Below are 21,332 nucleotides of genomic sequence, written 5' to 3'. Positions count from 1 at the left end.
GAGCATCAAGGAGACCCGGTGAACGTCTACCCGTTCATCGAGGCGGAGAAGCAGCGCAGCGCTACCGACGGGGCTGGTGGCGGGAACGTTGCCCGCGCGTGTGGGCTGCTGAAGGTCTCCAGGTCCGCCTACTACGCCCACGCCGCCGCGCTCGCCGCTGGAGGGACCGCGCGTCAACGCGAGGATGCCGAACTGACTGTGTGGATCACCGAGATCCACGCTGACTCCGATGGCTCCTACGGGGCGCCGCGCGCACACGCCGAGCTCGCCGGACAGGGCCACCGGCACGGCCGTAAGCGGATCGCCCGGCTGATGCGCGCGGCCGGACTGCGCGGGCGCACCCCGCGCCGGTGGCGCAAGACCACCATCGCTGACCCGGCCGCACCGACGCGCCCGGACCTGATCGAGCGGGACTTCACCCCCAACGCCTTCGGCCTCGATCAGCGCTGGTGCGGCGACATCACCTCATGGGTAGGTCGGCGGGTCGTCATCGACCAGCGCGACAGTTCGGCCAGGGTGCTGGTCGAGCCGCTGGCGGAGTGATCACTGAGACATCACCGGTCGTGTCAGATCTTTATGTAGACGGTGACCTCCGCCAGTTGCTGGATCTGCAGTCGGCTAGTGAGGTGTCGCGCCCCGAGCGCTTCCATGAGGGTGCCGCGCGGGTCCTCGGCTTGATCTGAACCGTCGATCTTCGAGGAGAACCGATTTGCCCAGGACGTGCGGGATTGATTGGTCCGAGCGCCATCATGACGTCGCGATTGTGGACCACGATGCGACGGTGGTGGCCCGTGCGCGCATCAGCGATGACATCTCCGGATTCGGCCAGCTCATGGAGCTGCTGGCCGCGCACGCCGAGGATGAGCCCACCTCGATCGAAGTGGCGATTGAGAGTGATAAGGGGCTGCTGGTTGCGGCGCTGCGCGCGGTCGGATTCGTGGTGTTTGCCATCAATCCGCGGGCGGTGGCGCGCTACCGAGAGCGGTACGGCCAGGCCGGCGGAAAGTCTGATCCCGGCGACGCCGCCATTCTGGCGAACATCCTGCGCACCGACCGGCATGTCCACCGCCAGCTACCCGCCGACTCTGACCTCGCGCGCACGGTCAAGGTCGCCGCCCGCCAGCACCAGGAGGCGATCTGGGCCCGACAACAGACCATGAGTCGGCTGCGGTCGCTGCTGCACAACTACTATCCCCAAGCACTGGTGGCGTTCCCGAATCTCACCCACCGCGCCGCCGCGGTTGTCCTTCGTGCGGCGCCCACTCCACACGCGGCGCAGCGGATCACCCCCCGGCGCGTGGTCACCCTGCTCAAGCAGGCCGGCCGACGCAACGACGAGGGTCTCGCCGAACGGATCAGTACCGCCCTGCGGGCACCTGCGCTGCGCCAACCCAGCCTGGTCGAACATGCTCTCGGTGTCGCCGCCACGGGTTTGATTGAGATCATCAGTGCGATGAGCGCAGCCATCGATGCCCTCGAGGCCGAGCTCGCCGCGGTGTTCGACCAGCACACCCAAGCCACGATCATCACTAGCCTGCCCGGCCTCGGCCCTGTCCTGGGTGCACGTGTGCTGGGCGAACTCGGCGATGACCCGCACCGCTTCGCCGATGCCCGAGGGCTGCGCAGCTTCGCCGGAACCGCCCCGATCACTCGAGCGTCCGGGCGCAGTCGAGTGGTGAGTTCTCGCCGCATCTGCAACCGCCGCCTTGGCGATGCCTGCCACTGGTGGGCCTTCGCCGCGCTGACGAAGTCACCCGGCGCCCGAGCCCACTACGACCGGCGCCGAGCCGCCGGCGACACCCACAACGCCGCACTCCGAAACCTCGCCAACAAGCTCCTTGCCAAACTCTGGCACTGCCTCCACCACGACATCGTCTACGACGAGACCACTGCCTGGCCTCAAGCAACCCCTGAGCCCGGACACACCGCCGCTTGACACCTGACCCGCGTGGGGTGTCTACATCCGCACCTGGCAAGGGTGGCTGTATCTGGCCACCGTCATCGACATCGCCTCACGCCGCGTCATCGGCTGGGCCACCGCTGATCACCTGCGCACCGACCTGGTCGAGCAGGCCTTGCGCAACGCGGTCACCGCCCGCCGCCCCGCTGCCGGGGTGATCTTCCACTCTGATTGGACTGTTCCCGATTTCATTGACACTGGTTTAGGCTGCCAGTTCGGTAAGTTTTCTGAACCCTAGCTCGTATTCGATGGGTGTCAAGTAGGCGAGTGTGGAGTGTCGCCTGCGGCGGTTGTAGTAGCTTTCGATCCAGAGGAATGTCTGTTGTTGTACTTCGGTCGCACCGCTCCATGGCCGGGTGTGGATGAGTTCTTTCTTGTAGGTTGCGAAGAATGATTCGGCGACCGCGTTGTCGAAACAAGTAGCGCGCCGACCCATTGAGCGCTGTACGCCGTTCTCGGTGCAGAAGTTAGCGAATTCTCGGGACGTATATTGACAGCCTCGGTCGCTGTGGAATATGACCCCGGCCAGGGGTTTACGGGTGACCAGTGCCGCGGCGAGGGCCTCGACGATGAGGCTGGTGCGCAGGTGATCGGCGACGGCGTAGCCCACCACTTTGCGGGAGTGCAGGTCGATCACAGTCGCGGTGTAGACCCAGCCGTCGACTGTCTGGACGTAGGTAATGTCGCCACACCAGCGGGTGTCGGGTGCGTCGGCAGTGAAGTCCTGGCCGATCAGGTCTGGGGCGTCGATAGGGCGTAGACCTGCGACGGTGGTCTTCTTCCAGGCTCGGGGGTGGCGTCCTTGCAGGCCGGCGGCACGCATCAGGCGCCAGACCCGCTTGGGAGCGGTCCGCACGCCGCGCACGACCAGCTCAGCCCAGACCCGGCGCACCCCGGGGTGGCCGTGCAGGTCTTGGTGGATCTCGCGGATGGTCTCGGTGAGCTCGGCGTCGGTGCGTTCGCGCTGGCACGGCCCTGAGGTCAGCCATCGGTAGTAGCCCTGCCGGATCACTCCGAGCTGGTCGCACATGAACGTAACCGAAAACTGCTCATCGGTTGCCCAGTCCGCGATCGCCGCGTATTTCACGGCTGTTCCTTCGCGAACCAGGTGGCAACTTTTTTTGCGAAGTCCCGCTCCATCTTCACAATGGCGATCTCTTTACGTAGCCGTATCAGTTCGGCACGTTCAGACTCGGACAAGTCCTTGTCAGGAGTGCGACCGGACTCTCTTGCTGACTTCACCCATTTACCCAACGTCATCTCGTGGACGCCGATACTTTTCGCTACCTCAGCGATAGTGCGGCCGGAATTGAGCACGAGGCTAACGGCCTGGTCCTTGTACTCCTGGGTGAAGTGTCGGCGTGTCGCCACGCGAGTACCTCCGCTGCGATCAGCGGCAGTCTACGACCGGCTGTCTACAAGATCGGGAACGGTCCAGATCGCGGCTGTCAGTACACCTCGGCCCAGCTCGCCGGCACCGCGACCGAGTTGGGCGTGCGGCTCTCGGTCGGGCGCACCGGGCAATGCTGGGACAACGCCCTGGCCGAGTCGTTCTTCGCCACCATCAAGGGCGAGCTACTCGAACATCGATCCTGGCCCACACACGCCGCCGCGCGCGCCGCGATCTTCGACTTCATTGAAGGGTGGTACAACATCAGACCAGGCACTCCGCCCTGGGCTACCTCAGCCCGGCCGCCTACGAAAACACCGCCGCCACCCACGCGGCCTGACCGACACAACCACCGTGTCCGTCAAAGCGGGTCAACTCCAAGCAGACTCTGTCCACGCGGATGGGCTCCGGCCAGGATGCCTCGGAGATCGGTCGATGCCGACGAGGTCGTACCTTGCTTCGGATCGGTTCGGAGCGCCGAAGGGCTGAGAAGGCTCGACTTGGAACGACCAGTCGCGGGAAGCTGAGGCCGGGTACAACCGGAGGTGTGGTGATGGTGCAATCGGAAGGCCTCGCCCGCGACACGCGGCAATACCCGTGGGTCGGCGACACGTTCCGGACGGGTGTGCTGTGGGCGAAGGTCGAGCGCGTACATGCCCACCGGGTGGTAGTTCGGGTGATCAGACCCGGGATAGGCGAACGGACCATCAGTCTGGCGATCCCGCTGCCGGCCGCGTTGGTGCCCACCCCGTGGACCCGTACCGATCTAGCATGGGCACGCGCTCAGATGATCGCTCGGCTCAGGCCGATACCACCTAGGGACTCGAGTCGGTCCGGCTAGTCGCGCCCGCATAATCGGCCTGCTTCGTGCCCGGCCGACATAGGTGCTCTGGGCAGGTGCGCCCGCCTTGGCGCTGAACGATCACTATTAGCGGGATCCGTCTCTACAGTCTCGAACACTGGGATGATCTAGTGGTCCGTCTGGAATTTGATCTGGTGCAGGGCAGTGCGGCCGCGCTGGACTTTGGTGATGATGTCTTGGGCGGTGGCTTTCCAGATGAAGGGTTTCGGGTCGTCGTTCCAGTGTTCGGCCCTGGTGGTGATGGCGTTGGTGAGGTCGGCGACGCTGGTGAACACGCCGCGACGTAGTCGCCGGTCGGTGAGTTCGGTGAACCAGCGCTCGATCAGGTTCAGCCAGGAACTGGACGTCGGGGTGAAGTGCAAGTGCCAGCGGCGCCGGTCTTTGTGAGCTAGCCATTTCATGATCTCGGGCGTGGAATGAGCGGACAGGTTGTCCAAGACGACGTGGACATCGAGACCGCGTGGGACGGCGGTGTCGATCTGCTTGAAGAACCGCGGGACATCAACGCCAGCGTGGCCCTTGTGGAAGTCGGTCAGGACTTCACCGGTGGCGATGTTCATCGCCGCGAACAGGCCGATTGTCCCGTTGCGCTTGTAGTCATGCGTCATCGTCGCGGCCCCGCCAGCTTTCATCGGCAGCGACATCATCACCAGCATCCTACAAACACGGTGTTATTTCACAGACCGACCACCAGCGCGCGGCGACCGGGATCCCTTGCATGATGACCTTGGCCGTCTTGGGTGTCTACCACCGGCACCCGACGGGCGCGACACCTCCTGGCTCTGGGACGTCGACTTCCCCGCCCTGGGCCGGCGCCCGATCGCGGCCAGCGGCGAGCGCGCCGTCGGCGTCGGAATCCGACTCAGCTCCGCCGAAGTCGATCACCACACCGAAACCGACCCGCTCGCCGCCCCGGACCGTCTGCCGGCCGGCGACGTCGACGTGGTCACCAACTACACCGCCTTCTACGCCCTGCAACAACGGTTGGGTGCCGGGCGCTGACGCCTTGCGAGGCTAGACGGTGTCGGCGTTCTAGCCGAGGTCCTGAGTGAGTGTTGGGCTGTCCTAGCTCCCAGGTGGTGGTGGCGGTGGGGGCACCTGGCCGGTGCTGATCTGAAGCGTGACTGTTTGGCCGGGCATGCCGACGCCATGCGGTGACTGGCCGACGACCGTTCCTTTCGGTGCCCGGTTAGCCACATATTGCGTGCTGGGTTGGCAGCCCGCTTTGCGCAGCGTTGCCTCGGCATCGGCAGCGGACCTGCCGATCACCTCGGGTACCTGCGATGGCTGGCCGCCCTGGACGTAGCGCGGGTCGGTGGATGGCAGCGGCAGCACTGGTTGTCCGGCCAGATAGCCGTTCATCGCGCGCAGGAACGTTCGGGCCGGGGCCTTGCCCCCGTAGATGTTGCCGCTGGAGCAGGCCACCGGGGGTGTGTTCCCGCCCGGGTCGCACAACTGCTCGGGCGAGCGTGAGTCGTCGAAGACGATAACCGCGCCGGCGGCTTGGGGCACAACCCCGAAGAACCCGGCCGATTCATATTCCTCGGTGGTGCCGGTCTTGGAGGCGATTGGACGGCTCCAGCCCAGTGCTTTGGCTGATACTGCCGCGGTGCCGTCGATGACGTCGCGGCTCAGGCCGGTGAGCAGCGTGTTGGCCAGCCCAGGATCGAGTGCGTGCTCGCACGGCAGCTCGGTGAGCGGCACTGGCTTTCCGGAGGAGTCGGTGACCTCCTCGATCGGGCTGGGCGGGCACCAGGTGCCGGAGCTGTCCAGGGTGGCGCCGACGTTGGCCAGTTCCAGGACGCTGGTTGGAGTGTCGCCGAGGGTGAACGAGGCCAGCTGTTGGGCCTTGGTGACCTCGGCGATGGAATGATGTGTGCGTTTGCCGGTGACTGGGCTGATAAAGGGGGTGGTGGCTAGCGATCGCAGTCCCATTCGTACCGCCATGTCGACCACGGGGGCCACCCCGGTAAACTCCTCCAGCTTCACGAAGGCGGTGTTCGGGGATTGGGCCAGGGCATCCTGCAGGGTTAGTTCGGCCGGGTAGTGCCCGTCGTTGTGCACCGGGATCGAGTGACCTGCGCCATCGCGGTATATCGGCGAGGCATAGCCGCTAGCCGGCACGTCCATCACGTAGTTGATTCCTAGGCCTTTCTCCAGCGCGACGGCGGTGGTGAAGATCTTGTAGATGGATCCCGCGCCTAGGTTGACTGGCTGGTAAGGCAGCCCGTAGCTGGTCTCTTCTTGGTCGGCTTTGAGCCCGAACGTGCGGTTGGCAGCCATGGCCAGAACTCTGTGTTTGTCCTGACCGGGGGAGACGATCGCCATCGCGTCGGCCACATGCGGCTGCCGTGGTGGGACCTCCGCATCTACTGCGGCCTTCACCTGGGTCATGGCGTTGGGGTCCAGGGTGGTGCGGATGGTGTAGCCGCCCCGGTCGAGCTGTTCGGTGGAAAGCCCGGACTCGGTCAGGTATTCAACGAGGTACTTACAGAAGTAGCCGTTGTCGCCGGCGCTGATGCAGCCGTTGGGGAGCGGGTTGAGCGGGTTCACCACGCCGAGTGGACTGGCGATCGCCTTGGCCGCCTGGACCGGTGTGATCATTCCCTGGGTCTGCATGGTCTTGATGACTAGGTTGCGTCGGCCGGTGGCTGCTTGCGGGTGGGCGGCGGGGTCGTAAGCGGAGGTGGAGTTCACCATGCCGGCCAGCAGCGCGGCCTGCGGCACGGTCAGCTTGTCGGCGGTGGTGTTGAAGTAGGTGCGCGCGGCGGCGGCGACGCCGTAGGAATTGTTGCCCAGGAAGACGATGTTCAGATATCCGGCCAGGATCTGCTCCTTGGTCATCTCCTTTTCCAGCTGAAGGGCTGTGCGGATGTCTCGTAACTTGCGCGCTACCGTCTGTTGAGTGGCTTTGAGACGGTCGGTCTCGGTTTTCGCCGCGACGAAGAGCTGGTAATCCTTGACGTACTGCTGGGTCAGTGTTGAGGCGCCCTGCACGACTTGTCCCGACGCGGAGTTGGCGACGAGCGCACGCATCGTGCCGACCCAGTCCACCCCGTGGTGCTCATAGAACCGCCGGTCCTCGATGGCCACAATCGCGGCCCTCATCGCCGACGAGATCCGCGACGCGGGCACCACCGTGCGGTTCTGCTCATAGAGGTAGGCAATGGGAAGCCCCGCCGAGTCGGTCACCACGCTGGCCGAAGGAAGTTGATCATAGGTCAGCACACTTGAGTCGCTGGCGACCGCATCAGCGGCCTGGTCCGACGCCACACCAGCGCCGACGGCGACCGGAAACACCATCCCAGCCAACAAGATCCCGGCCAGCACACACAAACCCAGCAACTTCCGCACCAACCGACTCTGCGGTATCGCGCGGGGCATAGCATCGCAGCCTAGCCGCCGCACGCGGTCCACACCGGCGTTGGTGGCCGGACCGTTTTGGAATCTTTACCACCCTCCACGACCGAGCTCGCCGTCGCGCAGCCGCCGGTTCAGTATCTCACGCGGCATCAGTTGTTGATCTTTTAGTAATGCGTCTTCGAAGTCGTTTCCTCGGTGACAGCAAGTTCTGGATCAGCTCCCTTAGTAGTATTCACGGGCGCGATCGGCTACGAAGGGCGACAACTCGTAGAGAACAAATTCCACGGTGGGGGCACCGGAGGGTCGTCGCGGCGATGCCACAATCGTCGCCGACGCGCGCACCGCGCACACGCGTACCTCGAGGAAACCTGCAACGTGGTCGACGTCCGCGCGGTCGGTCAGAGCTACCAGCAGCTGGAAAACCAGAGCCAGCAGATCATCGTTGCCCTCTCGAGGCTGAGGCCATTCAAGGTGCTGATCGAGCGAACACCCAAATCACCGGCGACGTCCACGCGGAGGGGAGAACCGGGGCGGGAACTCGGTATGAACAGCTGAGCTTCCCACTCATGCACGGGCCCGATCGTTCGCGTACATGCCCGGGCGGGTTCTAGTGTCGCGGGGTGGTGTCGGAGTCCTCGCAGGGGTCGGGATCCGCGGGTCTGTCTTGGGTTCGCGGGGTGGAGTTGATGCTGTTGGTGTTCGCCGCGGTGCTGGTAACAATCGCGCTGGTGTTGGTGGAGGCGCAGCAGAATCAGCGGCTCTCGGCGCCGTTGGTGTACCTGGGGGTGGGTTATTTGGGGTTGTTCGTGGTGGCTCATCTGGTCGTGCGCCGTACCGCCGCGTATGCCGATCCGTTGATCTTGCCTTCGGTGGCGTTGCTCAATGGACTGGGCCTAGTCATGATCCACAGGTTGGATCTGGCTGGGGCGTTGCATGCTGCTGAGTTGGGCAGTTCGGCGCCCTCGGCGAATGCGACCCGGCAGCTAGCGTGGACCGGGCTGGCTGTGGTGTTGCTGGCGGCGGCGTTGATACGGATCCGTGATCACCGCGTGCTGGCCCGCTACGCCTACATCCTAGGGTTCGCGGGTCTTGGCCTGTTGATGCTTCCGGGCCTCCTGCCTGCCAGTATTTCCCAGGTCAACGGCGCGAAGCTGTGGTTGCGGTTGGGACCGTTCTCCCTGCAACCGGGCGAGTTCGCCAAGATCCTTATCATCGTGTTTGTAGGGGCGTTCCTGGTCGCGAAGCGTGAGTTGTTCCGTTCGGCGGGGCGCCGGTTTCTGGGCATGGATCTGCCTCGGGTGCGGGATCTTGCTCCGCTGTTGGTGGCGTGGGGCATCTCGGTTGGGGTGCTCACCCTCGAGCGTGAGCTGGGTGCTTCGCTGCTGATCTTCGGTGTGATTCTCGCGATGGTGTATGTGGCGACCTCGCGGGTGTCGTGGGTCCTGATCGGGCTGGTGTTCTTCGCCGTCGGCTCGGTAGTCGCCTACCACTTGTTCGCTCATGTGCGGGTCCGCGTGCAGGTCTGGCTCGACCCGGCCACCGATTTCGTCGGCGGCGGGTATCAGGTTTCCCAAGCCTTGTTCGGACTGGGCACCGGTGGCATGGGTGGGACCGGGCTGGGCGCGGGTCGCCCGGATCTCGTCCCGTTGGCCAATGCCGATTTCATCTCCTCCTCCATCGGCGAAGAACTCGGTCTGTTCGGCCTGGCCGCTGTGCTGATCCTCTATCTACTCTTGGTAATCCGGGGATTCAAGGCTGCTCTCACCTGCCGTGATTCTTTTGGCACCTTACTGGCGACGGGCCTGTCGTTCACGATTGCACTGCAGGTCTTCCTGGTCGTGGGAGGCGTCACCAATCTCATTCCACTGACTGGTCTGACAACTCCCTTCCTGTCGTATGGAGGATCCTCACTGCTGGCCAACTACATTCTCGTCGCACTTTTGCTCAGGGTGTCTGACGCGGCCCGCCGACCTGTGCCCGTGCCACCCGGCCCGAGGACACCGCTAGCGGCGGCCTCGACCGAACTGGTGAGCCGACCCCGCTCACAACGGTGATCCGGGTGTGAGGCTGAGTCCAAGTGCCAATGACACGATCCGCCGTAGCGAGGTCCTCAACGCGCAGTTGAAGGCCGCGCTGAGCAGCCGGGTCATCATCGAGCAAGCCAAGGAGTGCTCGCCCAACACTCCGGAGTGCTTATGTACCATGCATTCGACCAGCTACGCAGCTACGTACGCAACAACCGCCGGCGGCTGGCCGAGGTGGCCGGTGGGACTCCCCGAACAAACCCGCGGCCTTAACGAAGTGATCCTGGCGAACCCGGCGCCGGCGGCCGAAGGCAGCAGCACCCAGTTTCGTTCGCCAGACGTTCGGGATTGCCAGAACGTGAGTCTCCGATTGCCGTTCCTGGCAGGCGTTGTGGGCGCCCGGTGTCGGATCGTGCGAGCATCACCATCCAACGGCCGAGTCGAAGGCACCGGCAGCAAGATCATTACGTGGAATCTGATTTGTCAAGATCAGCTCTGTTTGCCCTGGTTGGCCGAGGTGATCGGCAGCAGGGTCGCGGTCGCCGGGACGCCGAGCTCGCGTGGAGTGGCCCGGCGGGTATGGGAATGTCGATCAGCCGCTCCAGAAGCTGGTCGAGGGCGTCTGTCCTCCTCGACGGCTGCCCGCTCCTCATCGCTGAGAGGGATCGTGGCCAGTATGCGCTGAAGATTGTCCTTGGCCTCGAGTAGCTAGCCTTTGCTGGCCGCCTTAGGGGTGTACGAAGACGCAACGAGCGCAAGCCATCCGGTGCGGACACTGCTCGAAGAACGTGTAGGTGCAGTAGCCGTGCTCGAGGTCGTGGTCGGAAAGTATGGCTCGCGCTCAACCGGGAGGGCACCCCGGTGGCCCGCTGCACCGTTGAACGTCTGACGCGTGAGCTGGGATTACAAGGTGTGCGGCGGGGACGGCGGGTCCGCACCACGACACCGAATCCGGCTGCGACTCGACCGCCGGACCTGGTCAATCGGGTGTTCACGCCACGAGCACCCCACCGGCTATGGGCGGCGGACTTCTCCTATGTCCCGACCTGGGCCGGGATGGCCTACGTCGCGTTCGTCATTGACGCCTACGCTCGCCGGATCCTTGGCTGGCGCACGGCCACTTCGACGAACACCGTGCTGATGCTCGACGCGCTGGAACAGGCCGTCTGGACCCGACTCCGTGGCGGCGCCGCTGATCTGGCCGGACTGATCCATCACAACGACGCCGGCAGCTCAGTACGCCGCGATCGCGTTCACCGAGCGCCTGGCCGAGGCCGGTATTGATGCTTCGGTGGGGTCAGTGGGCGGTGCCAACGCCAATGCACTGGCCGAGAGCGTGATCGGGCTGTTCAAGACCGAGCTGATCAAGCCTTGCGGGGCCCTGGCGCACTGTCGACGAGGTCGAAGCCGCAACCTGCACTACGTGCACTGGTTCAACAACGACCGCCTGCTCGAAGCCAACGGAGACCTTCCGCCCGTTGAACTCGAACAGGCCTACTACCGTCTTCACAACTCCGACCTCGCCGAGGCCGGATGACTCAGAACAACGAGTCTCCGGACACCCCGGGCGATTCAACGATCCTAGTCGGGACCGATCTGAGTCCGGCTTACAGGCCGGCTCGTCCGCGTTGCAGTTCCAGACCAGTGCCGGAGGTGACCCCGGCCGTGTTGAACCTCAGATCAACTGAGAACTAGCCTTCGCCCCTTGCTCGCCCACCCCGGCGGTGGCTACCTTGACCGGCCTGCGGCTGGGCGGTTTCGCGCAGTGCTCTCGGGTCGATTCGAGAGCCGTCACCGCCTCGCATCGGCGACAGCACTGAATGCGAGGAGCGGATGATCGAAGTGGAGCACGCCACCAGCCTCTACCGATGGATCACACTGCCCTATCGGGCACTTAAGAACGTCATATTGACGATCGAGACCGGCGACCTGGTCACCTGATGAATATCACTGAAACCTGCGTTGTCGCCGCGCGATCGTTGCGCGCGCACAAACTACGTTCCGTTCTCACGACGCTTGGCATCATCATCGGCGTCACCGCGGTGATCGTTCTCGTTGGTTTGGGCGATGGCCTCAAGGCCGGCTATGCGGCCGCCTATGCGCCCATGGCCAGCCAGATCACCGTGGAAAGAATCGACGGAAGCGTGCTCGGCGGTCAGACTCACGACCTCACCGATCTCGACGTGAAGGCGCTGCGAGACCTGTCCCGAGCGCGGGACCTCGCTAGCGTCACCCCGGTGGTCACCGGCCCGGCGATGGCAACGTACGGGCAAAGCAAGTATCAAGTGGCGGTCACCGGATCAGCCAGCGACTATCTCACCATCACCGACCAGCAGTTGGCCGCCGGCGAGATGTTCAGCGATCAACAGAGCGACCAGCGGGTGGTCGTTCTTGGCCCCGACGTCGCCGCCGCGCTTTTCGGCGCGACCGGGCGCTCGCCTATCGGAGCGCAGGTCCGCGTGGGCCGGGAGAACTTTGCCGTGACCGGCGTCCTCGTCTCCTCCGGGCAGAATCAAGATACAGCGGTGGTGCCGCTCAAAGCGGCCCGCTCCTTTCTCGGCGGCGGTAACAAACTCTTCCAAATCATCGTCAAAGCCGCCAGCCCTGCTCGAGTGATGCCCGCAATGAACGAGATAGTCCCCGCTCTCGACGTAAGCCATCTAATCAAGGATCCCTCCAAACGCGACTATCGAGTCAAGAACATGCAAGACCGACTCGACAAAATGAATGACACCCTGGGCTTCATCAGCATATTCATTGTGGCGATCGCCGCGATCTCGCTAGTCGTTGGCGGACTCGGGGTCGCCAACATAATGCTCGTATCGGTCACCGAGCGAACCCGCGAAATCGGCATCCGCAAAGCTATCGGCGCCCGATCGGCCGCGATCATGAAACAGTTCCTGACCGAAGCCATCGTGCTCGCCGGGCTCGGCGGACTCGCCGGCGTCGGCTGCGGCGTCGGCTGTACCCTCGCCGCCGCGCAACTCGTGCCGCGCATCGCCCCCAAATATGGCACCCCCGACGTCAACCCCACAGCGGTCGCAATCGCCTTCGTCGTCAGCATCGTCATCGGCCTCGTCGCAGGCGGCTACCCGGCACTACGAGCAGCACGACTCCAACCCGTCGAAGCACTCCGCTTCCAATGAGATCAACCCTCCTGCTGCGGCTCGCAACTCGTGATCTTGTCTGGGTCTGGAAGCTAGCAGCGTAGGCTGCGCCGCCGATGATCGTCAGCCAGTCCGTCAGGAGTCCGTAAACCACAGCAATTCGTGGCAAGGTCCGACTGTTGGTGACCAAGATCGTGATGTTGATTCAAGACGTTACGGCGTTGGGCTCTGACTGGTCGTTCGCCGAGTCCGGCTCCGGGTGGTCGGTCGCGGCGGTAGGGATTAATAGGGTGAAGGTCGGTGGCATCGGTTGGCTGAGTCGCAGCCGGCCGCCCTCGGCTTCGGCCACGCTGCGCGCCAGGGCCAGACCGATGCCGTGTCCGGAGGCGTTCTCGGCGCGCCGGATGAACAGTTGTGAAGGCCATCCGGTGCCTCTGGATGCCCAGACCCGTACGGACCGGACGATCAAGAAGGTAGCGAAATCTGATCCCCGCGCGGCGGGAGGGTCGCACCCTTTGGTATCCCTCCCGCACCGTGGTAACCGTGGCGATCCCATCGTCGATTTTACTAGGGTCTTCCTGGCACTTCGGGGGAAACCGGTGCTCTTGTGGCGACGACCAGGCCAAGATGCCGTGTCCGGCATGTCGTCATCTTAGAAAGAACACTCATGCGTTCTTCATTACTGTGAGAAATCCGAGACGTGCTCTCGTGACCGCCCACATTCAGCGCCCCATGTTCGAACGCTGGTCGCTTCCGCCCTGGGCCGCCGGTCAGCTCCGGCCCATTCCGCTGAGCAAGGTGTCGACGGCGATGTCCGCGGCTTTCCCGGGATCGTGGTCGGGAAACTGGTGCGCGAGCAGGGCGATGATCTGGCGTAGCTGGGCCTGGACCATCCCGTCGGGCAGGCCAGTCCGGATGAGTCCCTCGTTCATGGCCCGCCGCAAGAAATCGGCAATCCGTCCATGCTGCTCGAGTATTCGGGCATAGGACTCGGCGTCGTCGCGCATCTGCTCCGGGTCGATCGGGTAGCGACGGACCACCGAAATGATTCCTTCCACGAAGCGGTGCAGAGCTACCGCAACCGGTGCGCTGTCCAATCGGGCATCGGCGAGTACTGCGTCGATCGCATCGAGTTTGGTGTGGACCACGGCGTCGTGTAGTGCCTCTCGAGTTGCGAAGCGTCGGTGGACCAGGCGCCGGCTGACTCCGGCCTCAGCCGCGATCGCGGTGATGCTCGTGCTGGGGTCCTCGGCGAGGAGCCGGGCACCCGTTCGGAGTATTGCGTCAACATTCCGGGCCGCATCCACGCGCATAGCCGGAAAGCTACTCCTGCTGCACTTCAGGCGGTTTGAGTCACAGTGCTTCCTCAGGAGGCTCGAAGAGAAACGGCTCCGTGACCGTTCCTGGGCGATCGCCTACGCCGCCGGCCGCTGCATGGCGACAGTGGATGGGCGGCGGCGACTCGAAACGTCCGTTCTCCTGGCAGGTGTCCCACCGTTTCAGCCGCAGTTGAGACACTCCGGTGCGCGCCATTGCCTGTCAGAAGGCTTCCGTGATCGGTTCTGCTCGCCAGGTTCGTGGTGTGGCAGTGATGAGTGGGCGGAAGATCGTTGGGTCGGCCGCGCCGAGCAGGCGCGGGAAGGGGCGGCGAATGAGTAGGAAGCTGATCAAGCCGACTGCGGCGCCGAGGAGTAGTCCGGCGAGGACGTCGGAGGGGTAGGCGGCGGCGATGTAGATGCGGGCGAATGCCATGACCAGGGCGGCCCAGCAGCCGAGTTGGCTCGGTTGACCAGGAACAGTGTGGCGGTGGTCGCGCCGGCGAACACGGCGTGGTGGCTGGGGAAGCCGAAGGCGAGGCTGTGTTGGGCCAGGACCAGCAGCTCGGGAAAGACCATGTACGGGCGTCGTTCGGAGATCATGGTGGTGATGGGCTGGTTGATCGCGAGTGCTAGGAGCATGCCGATCGGCGCCCAGAATGCGGCAGCGATGGCCCGCGGGTCCGTTTTTTTCGACCGATCCACCAGCCGGCGAACATCAGCTCGGCGAAGACCACGATGCCGGACACTGTTGCGTAGCTCGACATCACTGGTTGTAGCCACGGCGTGGATCGGGTCAGGCCGTTGATGGTCATCAACAGCCGCACGTCGATGGTCATCAAAAGCTGCTGCACGTCGATGGTCATCAAGAGCTGGCCGTTGGTGGGCATGGCAGGTCCTCACGGTGGCTGCAAGGCAGCGGACACATCAACGGCCGGGCCCGGGTTACTGGTGTGCGTCTGTCATGGGTTGACGTCAGGGGTTGGTGGATTGTTGGGCGAGGCGGTGGAAGACGACCCGGCCGCCGTCCTGGGGTCCGCTAGAGCTGTTGGCTTGCTGGTAGTCGCCAGCCTGGAAGCGGACCGTCTTGCCTAGGAACTTGGTGGGGACGGGTGCGGTGCTCTGGCGGGTTTGGCCGTTGTAGGTGGCGGAGAAGGTCATGCTGCCGTTGCCCAGGTCGGTGATGGTGTAATCGAGTTGGTTATTGAGCCCGACGTTGTCCAGCAGCGGGTAGTTGATCAGCTTTTTGCCTTTGCCGACCTGCTTGACCACGACCCGCAGCTTGTTGTCCTGCACGCGCAGCATCACGTACGGGACGGAACTGATCGGGCCGGCCCCGTGGATCTGGCCCAGGATGATGCCCCCGCCGTCTTGGGGTAGCTGCAGCAGAGTCAGCGAGGCGGCCAGGGTGTGGACCCCGGTGCCGGCGCTGAAGTAGTGGAGGCTCTGCAGCTCGGTGCGCGGGTGGGTGGAGTTCTTGGTGGTCGCCCCGGAGGTGGGTGCCCAGAACATCAACCCACCGTCGGGGAGGGCGGTCATCCACGGCTCTTTGAAGGCCGCCGGTTCGATCGAGGCGGCATCACCTTTGTCGTTTGCCTCGGGCAGGCTCAGCTTCCAGCCGGACAGAGCGATCCCAGGCGGCGGAAGCGGTGGTGGGCTCGCGGGCGTCGCGGGTGCGGCGGTCTGGGATTCTGAGGCGCCGCCGCCGGAGTGGGCCAGGGTGGTCCACAGTCCGCCGCAGAGCAGGACTCCCAGGACCATGGCGGTGGCGACCCATCGGCGGTCACGCAGTACCGAGAGCTTGCTGGGGTGTCCTAGCCGTTTCACCGCGCCCACGCTAGCGCGGGCACTCATTGTGACGGCGGACTGTCCTCGAGGAGAGGCATAGTCGTGCTGGCGAGGTCACTGGTGCCGCCTGTTCGATCAATAAGCAGGAGGAGCAGGTTATGAACGTCTGGCCATCGCTTCGAGCGTCCAATGGTCGAGGGTCCGCGGGTCGCCTTCAGCGCGACGATCACGGTGTCGTGGGGCCGGCCGCGCACGAAGATCGTATCGCTGCCGAGGCCGATCGGTGAAATGCCGCTGGCGGTCGCCGGAGACTCACCACCGCTGGAGCGGCGAGCGCTTGGTCGGCCAAACAGGGTCACGATCGCGTGGACCCGGTCACCGACCGCCGCGATGCGCTCCAGGTGTGCGCGGACGACCTCCATCGAATCCGCGGTGCGGTTACCCGATCGCGGTGCCGAAGAGGTGACCGATGCCGTAGGTGAAGGCGAGTCCGATGGCTCCGCCGATGACGACGCGGGCCACGGCGCGGTGTACGTTGCTGCCCCCGATGCGGGCGCTGAGGGCCCCGGCGATTCCGAGTGCGATCAGGACCGCCACGAAGGTGATCGGTACCCGCCAGCCCGGCGGGGGAAGCAGGATCGCCAGCAGCGGTAGCAGCGCGCCGATGGTGAACGACAGTGCGGACGCGGCCGCTGCTTGGACGGGATTGGCCAGGTCGGCGGGGTCTAGATGCAATTCGGCGTCCAGATGCGCGGCGAGCGCATCGTGGGCGGTGAGTTCGGCCGCGACGGTGCGCGCGGTAGCTGCCGATAGGCCTTTGGCCTCGTAGAGGGCGGTCAGCTCGGCTAGCTCCGCTGTGGGCATTTCGGCGAGCTCCTGTTTCTCTTGCGCAAGCTCGGCGGTCTCGCTGTCGCGTTGGCTGCTCACCGACACGTACTCGCCCAACGACATCGACACGGCCCCGGCCACCAGCCCGGCCAGCCCCGCGGTGAAGATTGGCCCGCGGGCGGCGGTGGCCCCGGCCACCCCGACCACGATGCCGGCGACGGACACGATCCCGTCGTTGGCTCCGAGCACACCGGCGCGCAGCCAGTTCAATCGTCCCAACCCACCGCCGGCGTGTGGTTCGCCGGAGTGCGTCGGCTGATTCTCCGCCGCAGCCTGGATCTGGTCGGGGGACGGCTCGGCTCCATCCTCTGCGGTCATGCCACCACTGAAACGCTCCAGAGTGGGCGCGTCTAGGGAGTGGAGGCTGCCCTGGCCTTCTCTGGCCTGGACGGTTCCCGCACGTCGCGGTCTGCCGTCGCTTCGAGCGGGCTAGCCGGGGGTGGTCCCGGATCGTTGGAGGTTAAGTCAGTTGCTGAAGATGAGCGCGAACCCGAGAGCGAGTAAGACCATGATGAGCATGTCAGTCCTTGAGGATTCTGGTGCCTGGGCCGGTGTGGTGACACCACATCGCGTAGCCCGACCACTTTTCCGCACCGGTTCGGACATTCTCAATGGGCCGACCAGGTGTTCCTTGCCGGAACCCTACCGCCGGCCCGCCCGCCGATGCCCAGACGACGGGCACAGAGATCGCCGGCCGCACCAGGGCCCACAGCGTCGATGTCCTGGTACAGCTGGGGCTCGTCTCGCTCCGGACTGAGGTGGGTCTATGAACGATCTCCATCGGGATGCCGGTGACCATTGACTCGCTGACCGTGCGTGGCTGGATTCGCGCTGGCGCGTTGTTCGAGCTGTTCGCGCGCGCGACCGGGGCATCCTGTCCTGGTCTGGCTCGGCCGACCGCGATTTACGCGGCTAGCGACACAGCCGGGGAAGGCTCGCGGACGCTACAGACCGTCACTCCGCTGGCCGCCCACCTCGGAGTGCCGGTCAACACCCAATTCGGCAAGGCGACGAAACGGCGCTGGCCCGGGAGTTGGTCAGCCGTAGCGAACCGACCCTGATCTGCTGGCGACACGGCGAACTGTCCGTTATCGCAACCGCTTTAGCGGCCGTGGCTCCCACACCACCGACATCCTGGCCCGAGGACTGCTACGACCTGGTTTGGACCCTGGACCCAGCCGCAGGAGGTTGGTCATTCCACCAAATCCCCACCTACTCCTCGACGGCGGGGGCGACCGCGATCAGTCGATGGCCTAGTACTGCAACGGCAGTTGCTTGACTGGTGGTAGATCATTGCTGGTGTGGTGGTTGATGTTGCGGTGGTGGAGTTGGACCGGCTGCATTCTCGGGTAGCTGGCCGGTTCGCGCGGGCTGAGCCGCGGGCTCGTATGCGGGAGTATGTGGCTGGCTTGGTCGCCGGGTTGGAGCGCAAGAATGGCTGGACCCTGGCTGAACGTGCTGGTGAGGGCTCTCCGGACGGGATGCAGCGGCTGCTGCGGTGGGCCGATTGGGATATCGACGGAGTCCGCGATGACGTCCGCGACTATGTCGTGGAACAGCTCGGTGATTCGGACGCGGTGTTGATCCTCGATGACACCGGTTTCCTCAAGAAAGGTGTCCGCTCGGCCGGGGTGCAGCGGCAGTACTCGGGCACCGCGGGCCGGGTGGAGAACTGCCAGATCGGCACGTTCTTGGCCTACGCCACCCCGCGCGGGCACGCGTTGATCGACCGTGAGCTCTATGTGCCCGAGGTGTGGACGGCTGATCGGGAGCGGTGTCGCGCGGCGGGGATACCCGACGACGTCGAGTTCGCGACCAAACCGCGCCAGGCAATGGCGATGCTGCAGCGCGCGTTCGCGGCCGGAGTGCCGTTCGGCTGGGTCACCGCTGATGAGGCGTATGGCCAGGTCAAGTATCTGCGGGTGTGGCTGGAACAGCATGATGCGCCCTACGTGCTGGCCACCAAATGCAACGACACACTGATCACCCGCGACGCTGGGCAGCGCCGCGCCGAGGAACTGATCCGCGAGCTCCCGGCTCGGGCGTGGCGGCGGCTGTCGGTCGGCGCCGGCGCGCACGGGCCCCGCGACTACGACTGGGCACGTGTCTCGATCCGCATCAGCTGGGTGCCCGGGCGCGGGCACTGGCTGCTGGCTCGACGCAAGATCACTGAGCCTGGCCAGGCGCCCGGTGAGATCGCCTACTACGTCTGTTTCGGGCCTCGCCGATCCACCTTGGTCGATCTGGCCTGGATCGCCGGTTCGCGCTGGCGGATCGAGGAGTGCTTCCAGCAGGCCAAGAACGAGGCCGGGCTTGATCATTACCAGGTGCGCAGCTGGCGGGCTTGGCATGCCCACATCACCTTGTCGATGCTCGCCCTGGCCTGGCTCGCCGGAACAAAAGCGCAGCTCACAAAGGGGGAACCAGTACCGACAACCAGCACATGATCAGTCTCACGCTACCGGAGATCCGGCGACTGCTTGTCCACCTCGCCCTGCGACACACCCACAGCATCGAGCACGTCTGGTCCTGGTCCTACTGGCGCAGAAAACGCCAACACCAAGCCCGCCTCAGCCACTATCGACGACGCGGATACTTACTCACCTAACTGCCGTTGCAGTACTAGCTGACGACTCGATTCCACCTCGGTCCGAGGTTAGGCCGATGGCGCCGTCATCGTCGGGGACCGTGGAATGCACGGTCACTCGTGACGCTGGGCGCGGCCCTTGTGTCACAACACTGCTCGCAACGCCCGACGGGTCGTGGTCCGTCGCCCCGCTAGTCCCTCCACGACCTGAGCGCTCACCAACAGCACGTTTGCCGTTTGATCCCGCGGCCGGGCCCGGTTCGCCGAACCGAAGTGTTGGTGGACATCCAACGTGAGGAGCGTGTCGCATGCATTGGTCGGCTCGTGTCGTGAACGGCTGCACCGTTCTGACGGTTTCTGGCTCGATCCACGGCGTTGATGCGGCCAGACTCCAACTCCTGCTGCGCCCGGCCACGGGCCTCGTGCTGGATCTGCGCGAGGTAACGTTCCTGGACCCCGTCGGACTGGACGTACTCGCCGATGTGGCGTCGCGGTTCGCCGACCAGCCTTGGCCCTTAGCAATTGTCATCGGGGACCGCCACCAGCAGGTGCTACGCGTGATCGAGGACGCCCACCTCCAGGCTCTGCGACTATTCGACACTGTGGAGCACGCCGTCGCCGCCGGACCAATCCAGGACGAATGATCACACCGGTAAGGCAGCGCCCCGCTCACGGGCCTGGTACGTCATCACGTTCTGACGTACCAGCGGCGAGGGCCGACGGACACCTAACGTTCCCGTTCCACCTACTGGACAGAGGTCCTTTATCCGACGCACAAGATCACGCCTCGAAAGCGTGTAGGGCGCAAGCCCTCGTGGGTTCAAATCCCACCGCAACCGCCATTGAGCTGCGAAAACGTCGGTCGAGTCGATCAAGACCCGACCGACGTTTCGGCTTCTGGCTGCAATTGGTGGCTAAGGCTCCGCGCTCGAAGTTCGGACCGAGCCGGGGCATGACCCCGGGCGGAATGACACCCGGATCCGACGCTGACGAACGGGCGCCCTACGACCGTCGGTCCGGCCGCCTCGTGCTACCTCGGTGCGGTCCGGTTCGGGGATTCGTCTGGGCGACCTCCGGCCGGTCGGGCGTGGCACCCTAGCTGGCGAGGAGGTTGAGGGCGTCGTGGGTCGGGGAGGCGAGGACGGTACGTCGGAACCTCGAGCCGAGACCCATCTGCCCCCGCTCGAGGAAGGGTGAATCGGCCCTCGACCACCGTTTGAGACACCCTTCGCCAAGGGCTGCGCTTACGGTGCCCGAGGGCCTTCTTCGTGTGCCTGGCAGCTAGTTGCGGCCATCGCGGCCATCGCGGCCATCGTGGCCATCGTGGTGGTCGCGGTTGTCGCCGTGATGGTCGCCGTCGTCGTGGCGGAAGCACCGGTCGTCCCAGCGCTGGTTCCAGTCGTCGCAGAACCGGAAGTCCCGACCGTCGGTGGTGAAGGTAGCCAAAGAGACCGGGGCCACGACCGGCGCCGCGGCGGGAGCGATCGGGGTGGCGGCAGCCGCGGTGCCGGCGCCGAGCACGCCGAACGCGCCGATTCCGGCCGCGACGAGCGCGGTAGATAGAGATAGGGCCATAGCGGAACTCTCCTTGTTCTAAGGGGGTATGGGGTCTTCTAAGGGGTGTGGGGTCCTGGTGAGGATGTCGGTGGCGGTCGGTGGCGTGGCCTGGGTCGCTACCTCGCTGCCAGCCGTACATGTCGGTGACCATGGTCATCAGTTATCCACCGGTGCCTCCACGGTGGTCTCTCAAACGCCGCACCAAGAAGCGAGCTGGCGCTACACGCCGGGGTCCGGAGCGGGTGACGTAGGACACAACCGTACGCCCGGTCCGGCAAGTCCGGGGACATCGTTATCACACGCATAGCTGCCGTCCCGATAACGATGGGGGCATCCCAGGACCCGCAGCGGCCGCTGCGACGGCGCACCGCGTAGCTGCGGCACCGTCGACCCCCACAACTTCCGGGTCTGCTTGGGTTTCCCTGTCCACTGAATCGTGGCGTCCGGTGATCTTGTGAGACCAGAGGCTCCTTGAGCGTGGGCGATGGGC

The 21,332-nt window shown here is 64.9% G+C and carries 21 protein-coding genes and 2 pseudogenes; 10 read left to right on the top strand and 13 right to left on the bottom strand.

The window, feature by feature from the left end; translation table 11 throughout:
- Window positions 1-18: 18 nt before the first annotated feature.
- From ACTXG6_RS33800 to ACTXG6_RS33790, 3 genes are all read left to right on the top strand, one after another.
- Window positions 19-543 (top strand): IS3 family transposase, encoded by a 525-nt coding sequence (locus ACTXG6_RS33800; protein ID WP_445183430.1) that lies wholly within the window; start codon window positions 19-21, stop codon window positions 541-543.
- Between the two features lie 166 nt (window positions 544-709).
- Entirely contained in the window at window positions 710-1,936 is a 1,227-nt protein-coding gene (locus ACTXG6_RS33795) for an IS110 family transposase (protein ID WP_445183429.1), read from the top strand.
- A gap of 25 nt (window positions 1,937-1,961) precedes the next feature.
- Entirely contained in the window at window positions 1,962-2,198 is a 237-nt protein-coding gene (locus ACTXG6_RS33790) for a DDE-type integrase/transposase/recombinase (protein WP_445190170.1), read from the top strand.
- Here ACTXG6_RS33790 and ACTXG6_RS33785 read toward each other — a convergent pair.
- Together ACTXG6_RS33785 and ACTXG6_RS33780 are read right to left on the bottom strand one after the other, a co-directional pair.
- Complete coding sequence (locus ACTXG6_RS33785; RefSeq protein WP_445183283.1) at window positions 2,163-3,047, bottom strand: IS3 family transposase; 885 nt, start codon at window positions 3,045-3,047, stop codon at window positions 2,163-2,165. The genes ACTXG6_RS33790 and ACTXG6_RS33785 overlap by 36 nt on opposite strands.
- Window positions 3,044-3,331 (bottom strand): transposase, encoded by a 288-nt coding sequence (locus ACTXG6_RS33780; protein ID WP_445183284.1) that lies wholly within the window; start codon window positions 3,329-3,331, stop codon window positions 3,044-3,046. Before ACTXG6_RS33780 ends, ACTXG6_RS33785 begins: the two co-directional genes overlap by 4 nt.
- A gap of 168 nt (window positions 3,332-3,499) precedes the next feature.
- Here ACTXG6_RS33780 and ACTXG6_RS33775 point away from each other — a divergent pair, with 168 nt between their 5' ends.
- The gene (locus tag ACTXG6_RS33775; RefSeq protein ID WP_445190169.1) at window positions 3,500-3,877 is read left to right on the top strand and encodes a hypothetical protein; all 378 of its coding nucleotides are present in this window, start codon (window positions 3,500-3,502) and stop codon (window positions 3,875-3,877) included.
- A gap of 442 nt (window positions 3,878-4,319) precedes the next feature.
- On the opposite strand, the gene ACTXG6_RS33770 is transcribed toward ACTXG6_RS33775, so the two are convergent.
- Window positions 4,320-4,868, bottom strand: coding sequence for an IS630 family transposase (locus ACTXG6_RS33770; RefSeq protein ID WP_445183428.1), 549 nt, complete (start codon window positions 4,866-4,868; stop codon window positions 4,320-4,322).
- A 58-nt stretch (window positions 4,869-4,926) separates the two neighbouring features.
- On the opposite strand from ACTXG6_RS33770, the gene ACTXG6_RS33765 reads away from it, so the two are divergent.
- Window positions 4,927-5,214 (top strand): MurT ligase domain-containing protein, encoded by a 288-nt coding sequence (locus ACTXG6_RS33765; protein ID WP_445183427.1) that lies wholly within the window; start codon window positions 4,927-4,929, stop codon window positions 5,212-5,214.
- A 63-nt stretch (window positions 5,215-5,277) separates the two neighbouring features.
- Here the strand turns inward: ACTXG6_RS33765 and ACTXG6_RS33760 are convergent, their stop codons facing one another.
- On the bottom strand, window positions 5,278-7,566 hold the full coding sequence (locus ACTXG6_RS33760; RefSeq protein ID WP_445183426.1) for a transglycosylase domain-containing protein: 2,289 nt from the start codon (window positions 7,564-7,566) through the stop codon (window positions 5,278-5,280).
- A 695-nt stretch (window positions 7,567-8,261) separates the two neighbouring features.
- On the opposite strand from ACTXG6_RS33760, the gene ACTXG6_RS33755 reads away from it, so the two are divergent.
- The 3 genes and pseudogenes from ACTXG6_RS33755 to ACTXG6_RS33745 all read left to right on the top strand — a co-directional run bounded on the left by ACTXG6_RS33755 (window position 8,262) and on the right by ACTXG6_RS33745 (window position 12,745).
- A complete protein-coding gene (locus tag ACTXG6_RS33755; RefSeq protein WP_445183425.1) occupies window positions 8,262-9,629 on the top strand; it encodes an FtsW/RodA/SpoVE family cell cycle protein in 1,368 nt (455 codons plus the stop codon).
- 792 nt (window positions 9,630-10,421) lie between these two features.
- Window positions 10,422-11,136, top strand: a pseudogene (locus ACTXG6_RS33750) (IS3 family transposase); the annotation flags it as partial.
- Between the two features lie 403 nt (window positions 11,137-11,539).
- On the top strand, window positions 11,540-12,745 hold the full coding sequence (locus ACTXG6_RS33745; protein ID WP_445183424.1) for an ABC transporter permease: 1,206 nt from the start codon (window positions 11,540-11,542) through the stop codon (window positions 12,743-12,745).
- Between the two features lie 166 nt (window positions 12,746-12,911).
- Here ACTXG6_RS33745 and ACTXG6_RS33740 read toward each other — a convergent pair.
- The 8 genes and pseudogenes from ACTXG6_RS33740 to ACTXG6_RS33705 form a co-directional block, all read right to left on the bottom strand.
- Window positions 12,912-13,100 (bottom strand): annotated as a pseudogene (locus ACTXG6_RS33740) (hypothetical protein); the annotation flags it as partial.
- Window positions 13,101-13,476: 376 nt separating this feature from the next.
- Window positions 13,477-14,019: a TetR/AcrR family transcriptional regulator gene (locus ACTXG6_RS33735; RefSeq protein ID WP_445183423.1), complete on the bottom strand. Its 543-nt coding sequence runs from the start codon at window positions 14,017-14,019 to the stop codon at window positions 13,477-13,479.
- Window positions 14,020-14,245: 226 nt separating this feature from the next.
- Window positions 14,246-14,458: a hypothetical protein gene (locus tag ACTXG6_RS33730; protein ID WP_445183422.1), complete on the bottom strand. Its 213-nt coding sequence runs from the start codon at window positions 14,456-14,458 to the stop codon at window positions 14,246-14,248.
- Window positions 14,374-14,664 (bottom strand): hypothetical protein, encoded by a 291-nt coding sequence (locus ACTXG6_RS33725; RefSeq protein ID WP_445190341.1) that lies wholly within the window; start codon window positions 14,662-14,664, stop codon window positions 14,374-14,376. The genes ACTXG6_RS33730 and ACTXG6_RS33725 overlap by 85 nt, the downstream gene beginning before the upstream one ends.
- Window positions 14,655-14,912 (bottom strand): hypothetical protein, encoded by a 258-nt coding sequence (locus ACTXG6_RS33720; RefSeq protein ID WP_445183421.1) that lies wholly within the window; start codon window positions 14,910-14,912, stop codon window positions 14,655-14,657. The genes ACTXG6_RS33725 and ACTXG6_RS33720 overlap by 10 nt, the downstream gene beginning before the upstream one ends.
- A gap of 85 nt (window positions 14,913-14,997) precedes the next feature.
- Window positions 14,998-15,849, bottom strand: a complete 852-nt coding sequence (locus tag ACTXG6_RS33715; RefSeq protein ID WP_445183420.1) for a polysaccharide lyase family 7 protein — start codon at window positions 15,847-15,849, stop codon at window positions 14,998-15,000.
- 23 nt (window positions 15,850-15,872) lie between these two features.
- Entirely contained in the window at window positions 15,873-16,232 is a 360-nt protein-coding gene (locus ACTXG6_RS33710) for a hypothetical protein (protein ID WP_445183419.1), read from the bottom strand.
- Between the two features lie 16 nt (window positions 16,233-16,248).
- Window positions 16,249-17,016 carry a VIT1/CCC1 transporter family protein gene (locus ACTXG6_RS33705; protein WP_445183418.1) on the bottom strand — a complete coding sequence of 256 codons (768 nt, stop codon included), beginning with the start codon at window positions 17,014-17,016 and terminating at the stop codon, window positions 16,249-16,251.
- A gap of 983 nt (window positions 17,017-17,999) precedes the next feature.
- On the opposite strand from ACTXG6_RS33705, the gene ACTXG6_RS33700 reads away from it, so the two are divergent.
- Entirely contained in the window at window positions 18,000-19,145 is a 1,146-nt protein-coding gene (locus ACTXG6_RS33700; RefSeq protein ID WP_445183417.1) for an IS701 family transposase, read from the top strand.
- A gap of 448 nt (window positions 19,146-19,593) precedes the next feature.
- Window positions 19,594-19,929, top strand: a complete 336-nt coding sequence (locus ACTXG6_RS33695; protein ID WP_445183416.1) for an STAS domain-containing protein — start codon at window positions 19,594-19,596, stop codon at window positions 19,927-19,929.
- Window positions 19,930-20,566: 637 nt separating this feature from the next.
- Here ACTXG6_RS33695 and ACTXG6_RS33690 read toward each other — a convergent pair.
- A complete protein-coding gene (locus ACTXG6_RS33690; RefSeq protein ID WP_445183415.1) occupies window positions 20,567-20,860 on the bottom strand; it encodes a hypothetical protein in 294 nt (97 codons plus the stop codon).
- Window positions 20,861-21,332: the final 472 nt, after the last annotated feature.

Source organism: Pseudonocardia sp. Cha107L01 (assembly GCF_052566575.1).
The sequence above is the reverse complement of the archived record's forward strand: the minus strand, read 5'-3'. Positions and strand labels throughout refer to the sequence as shown.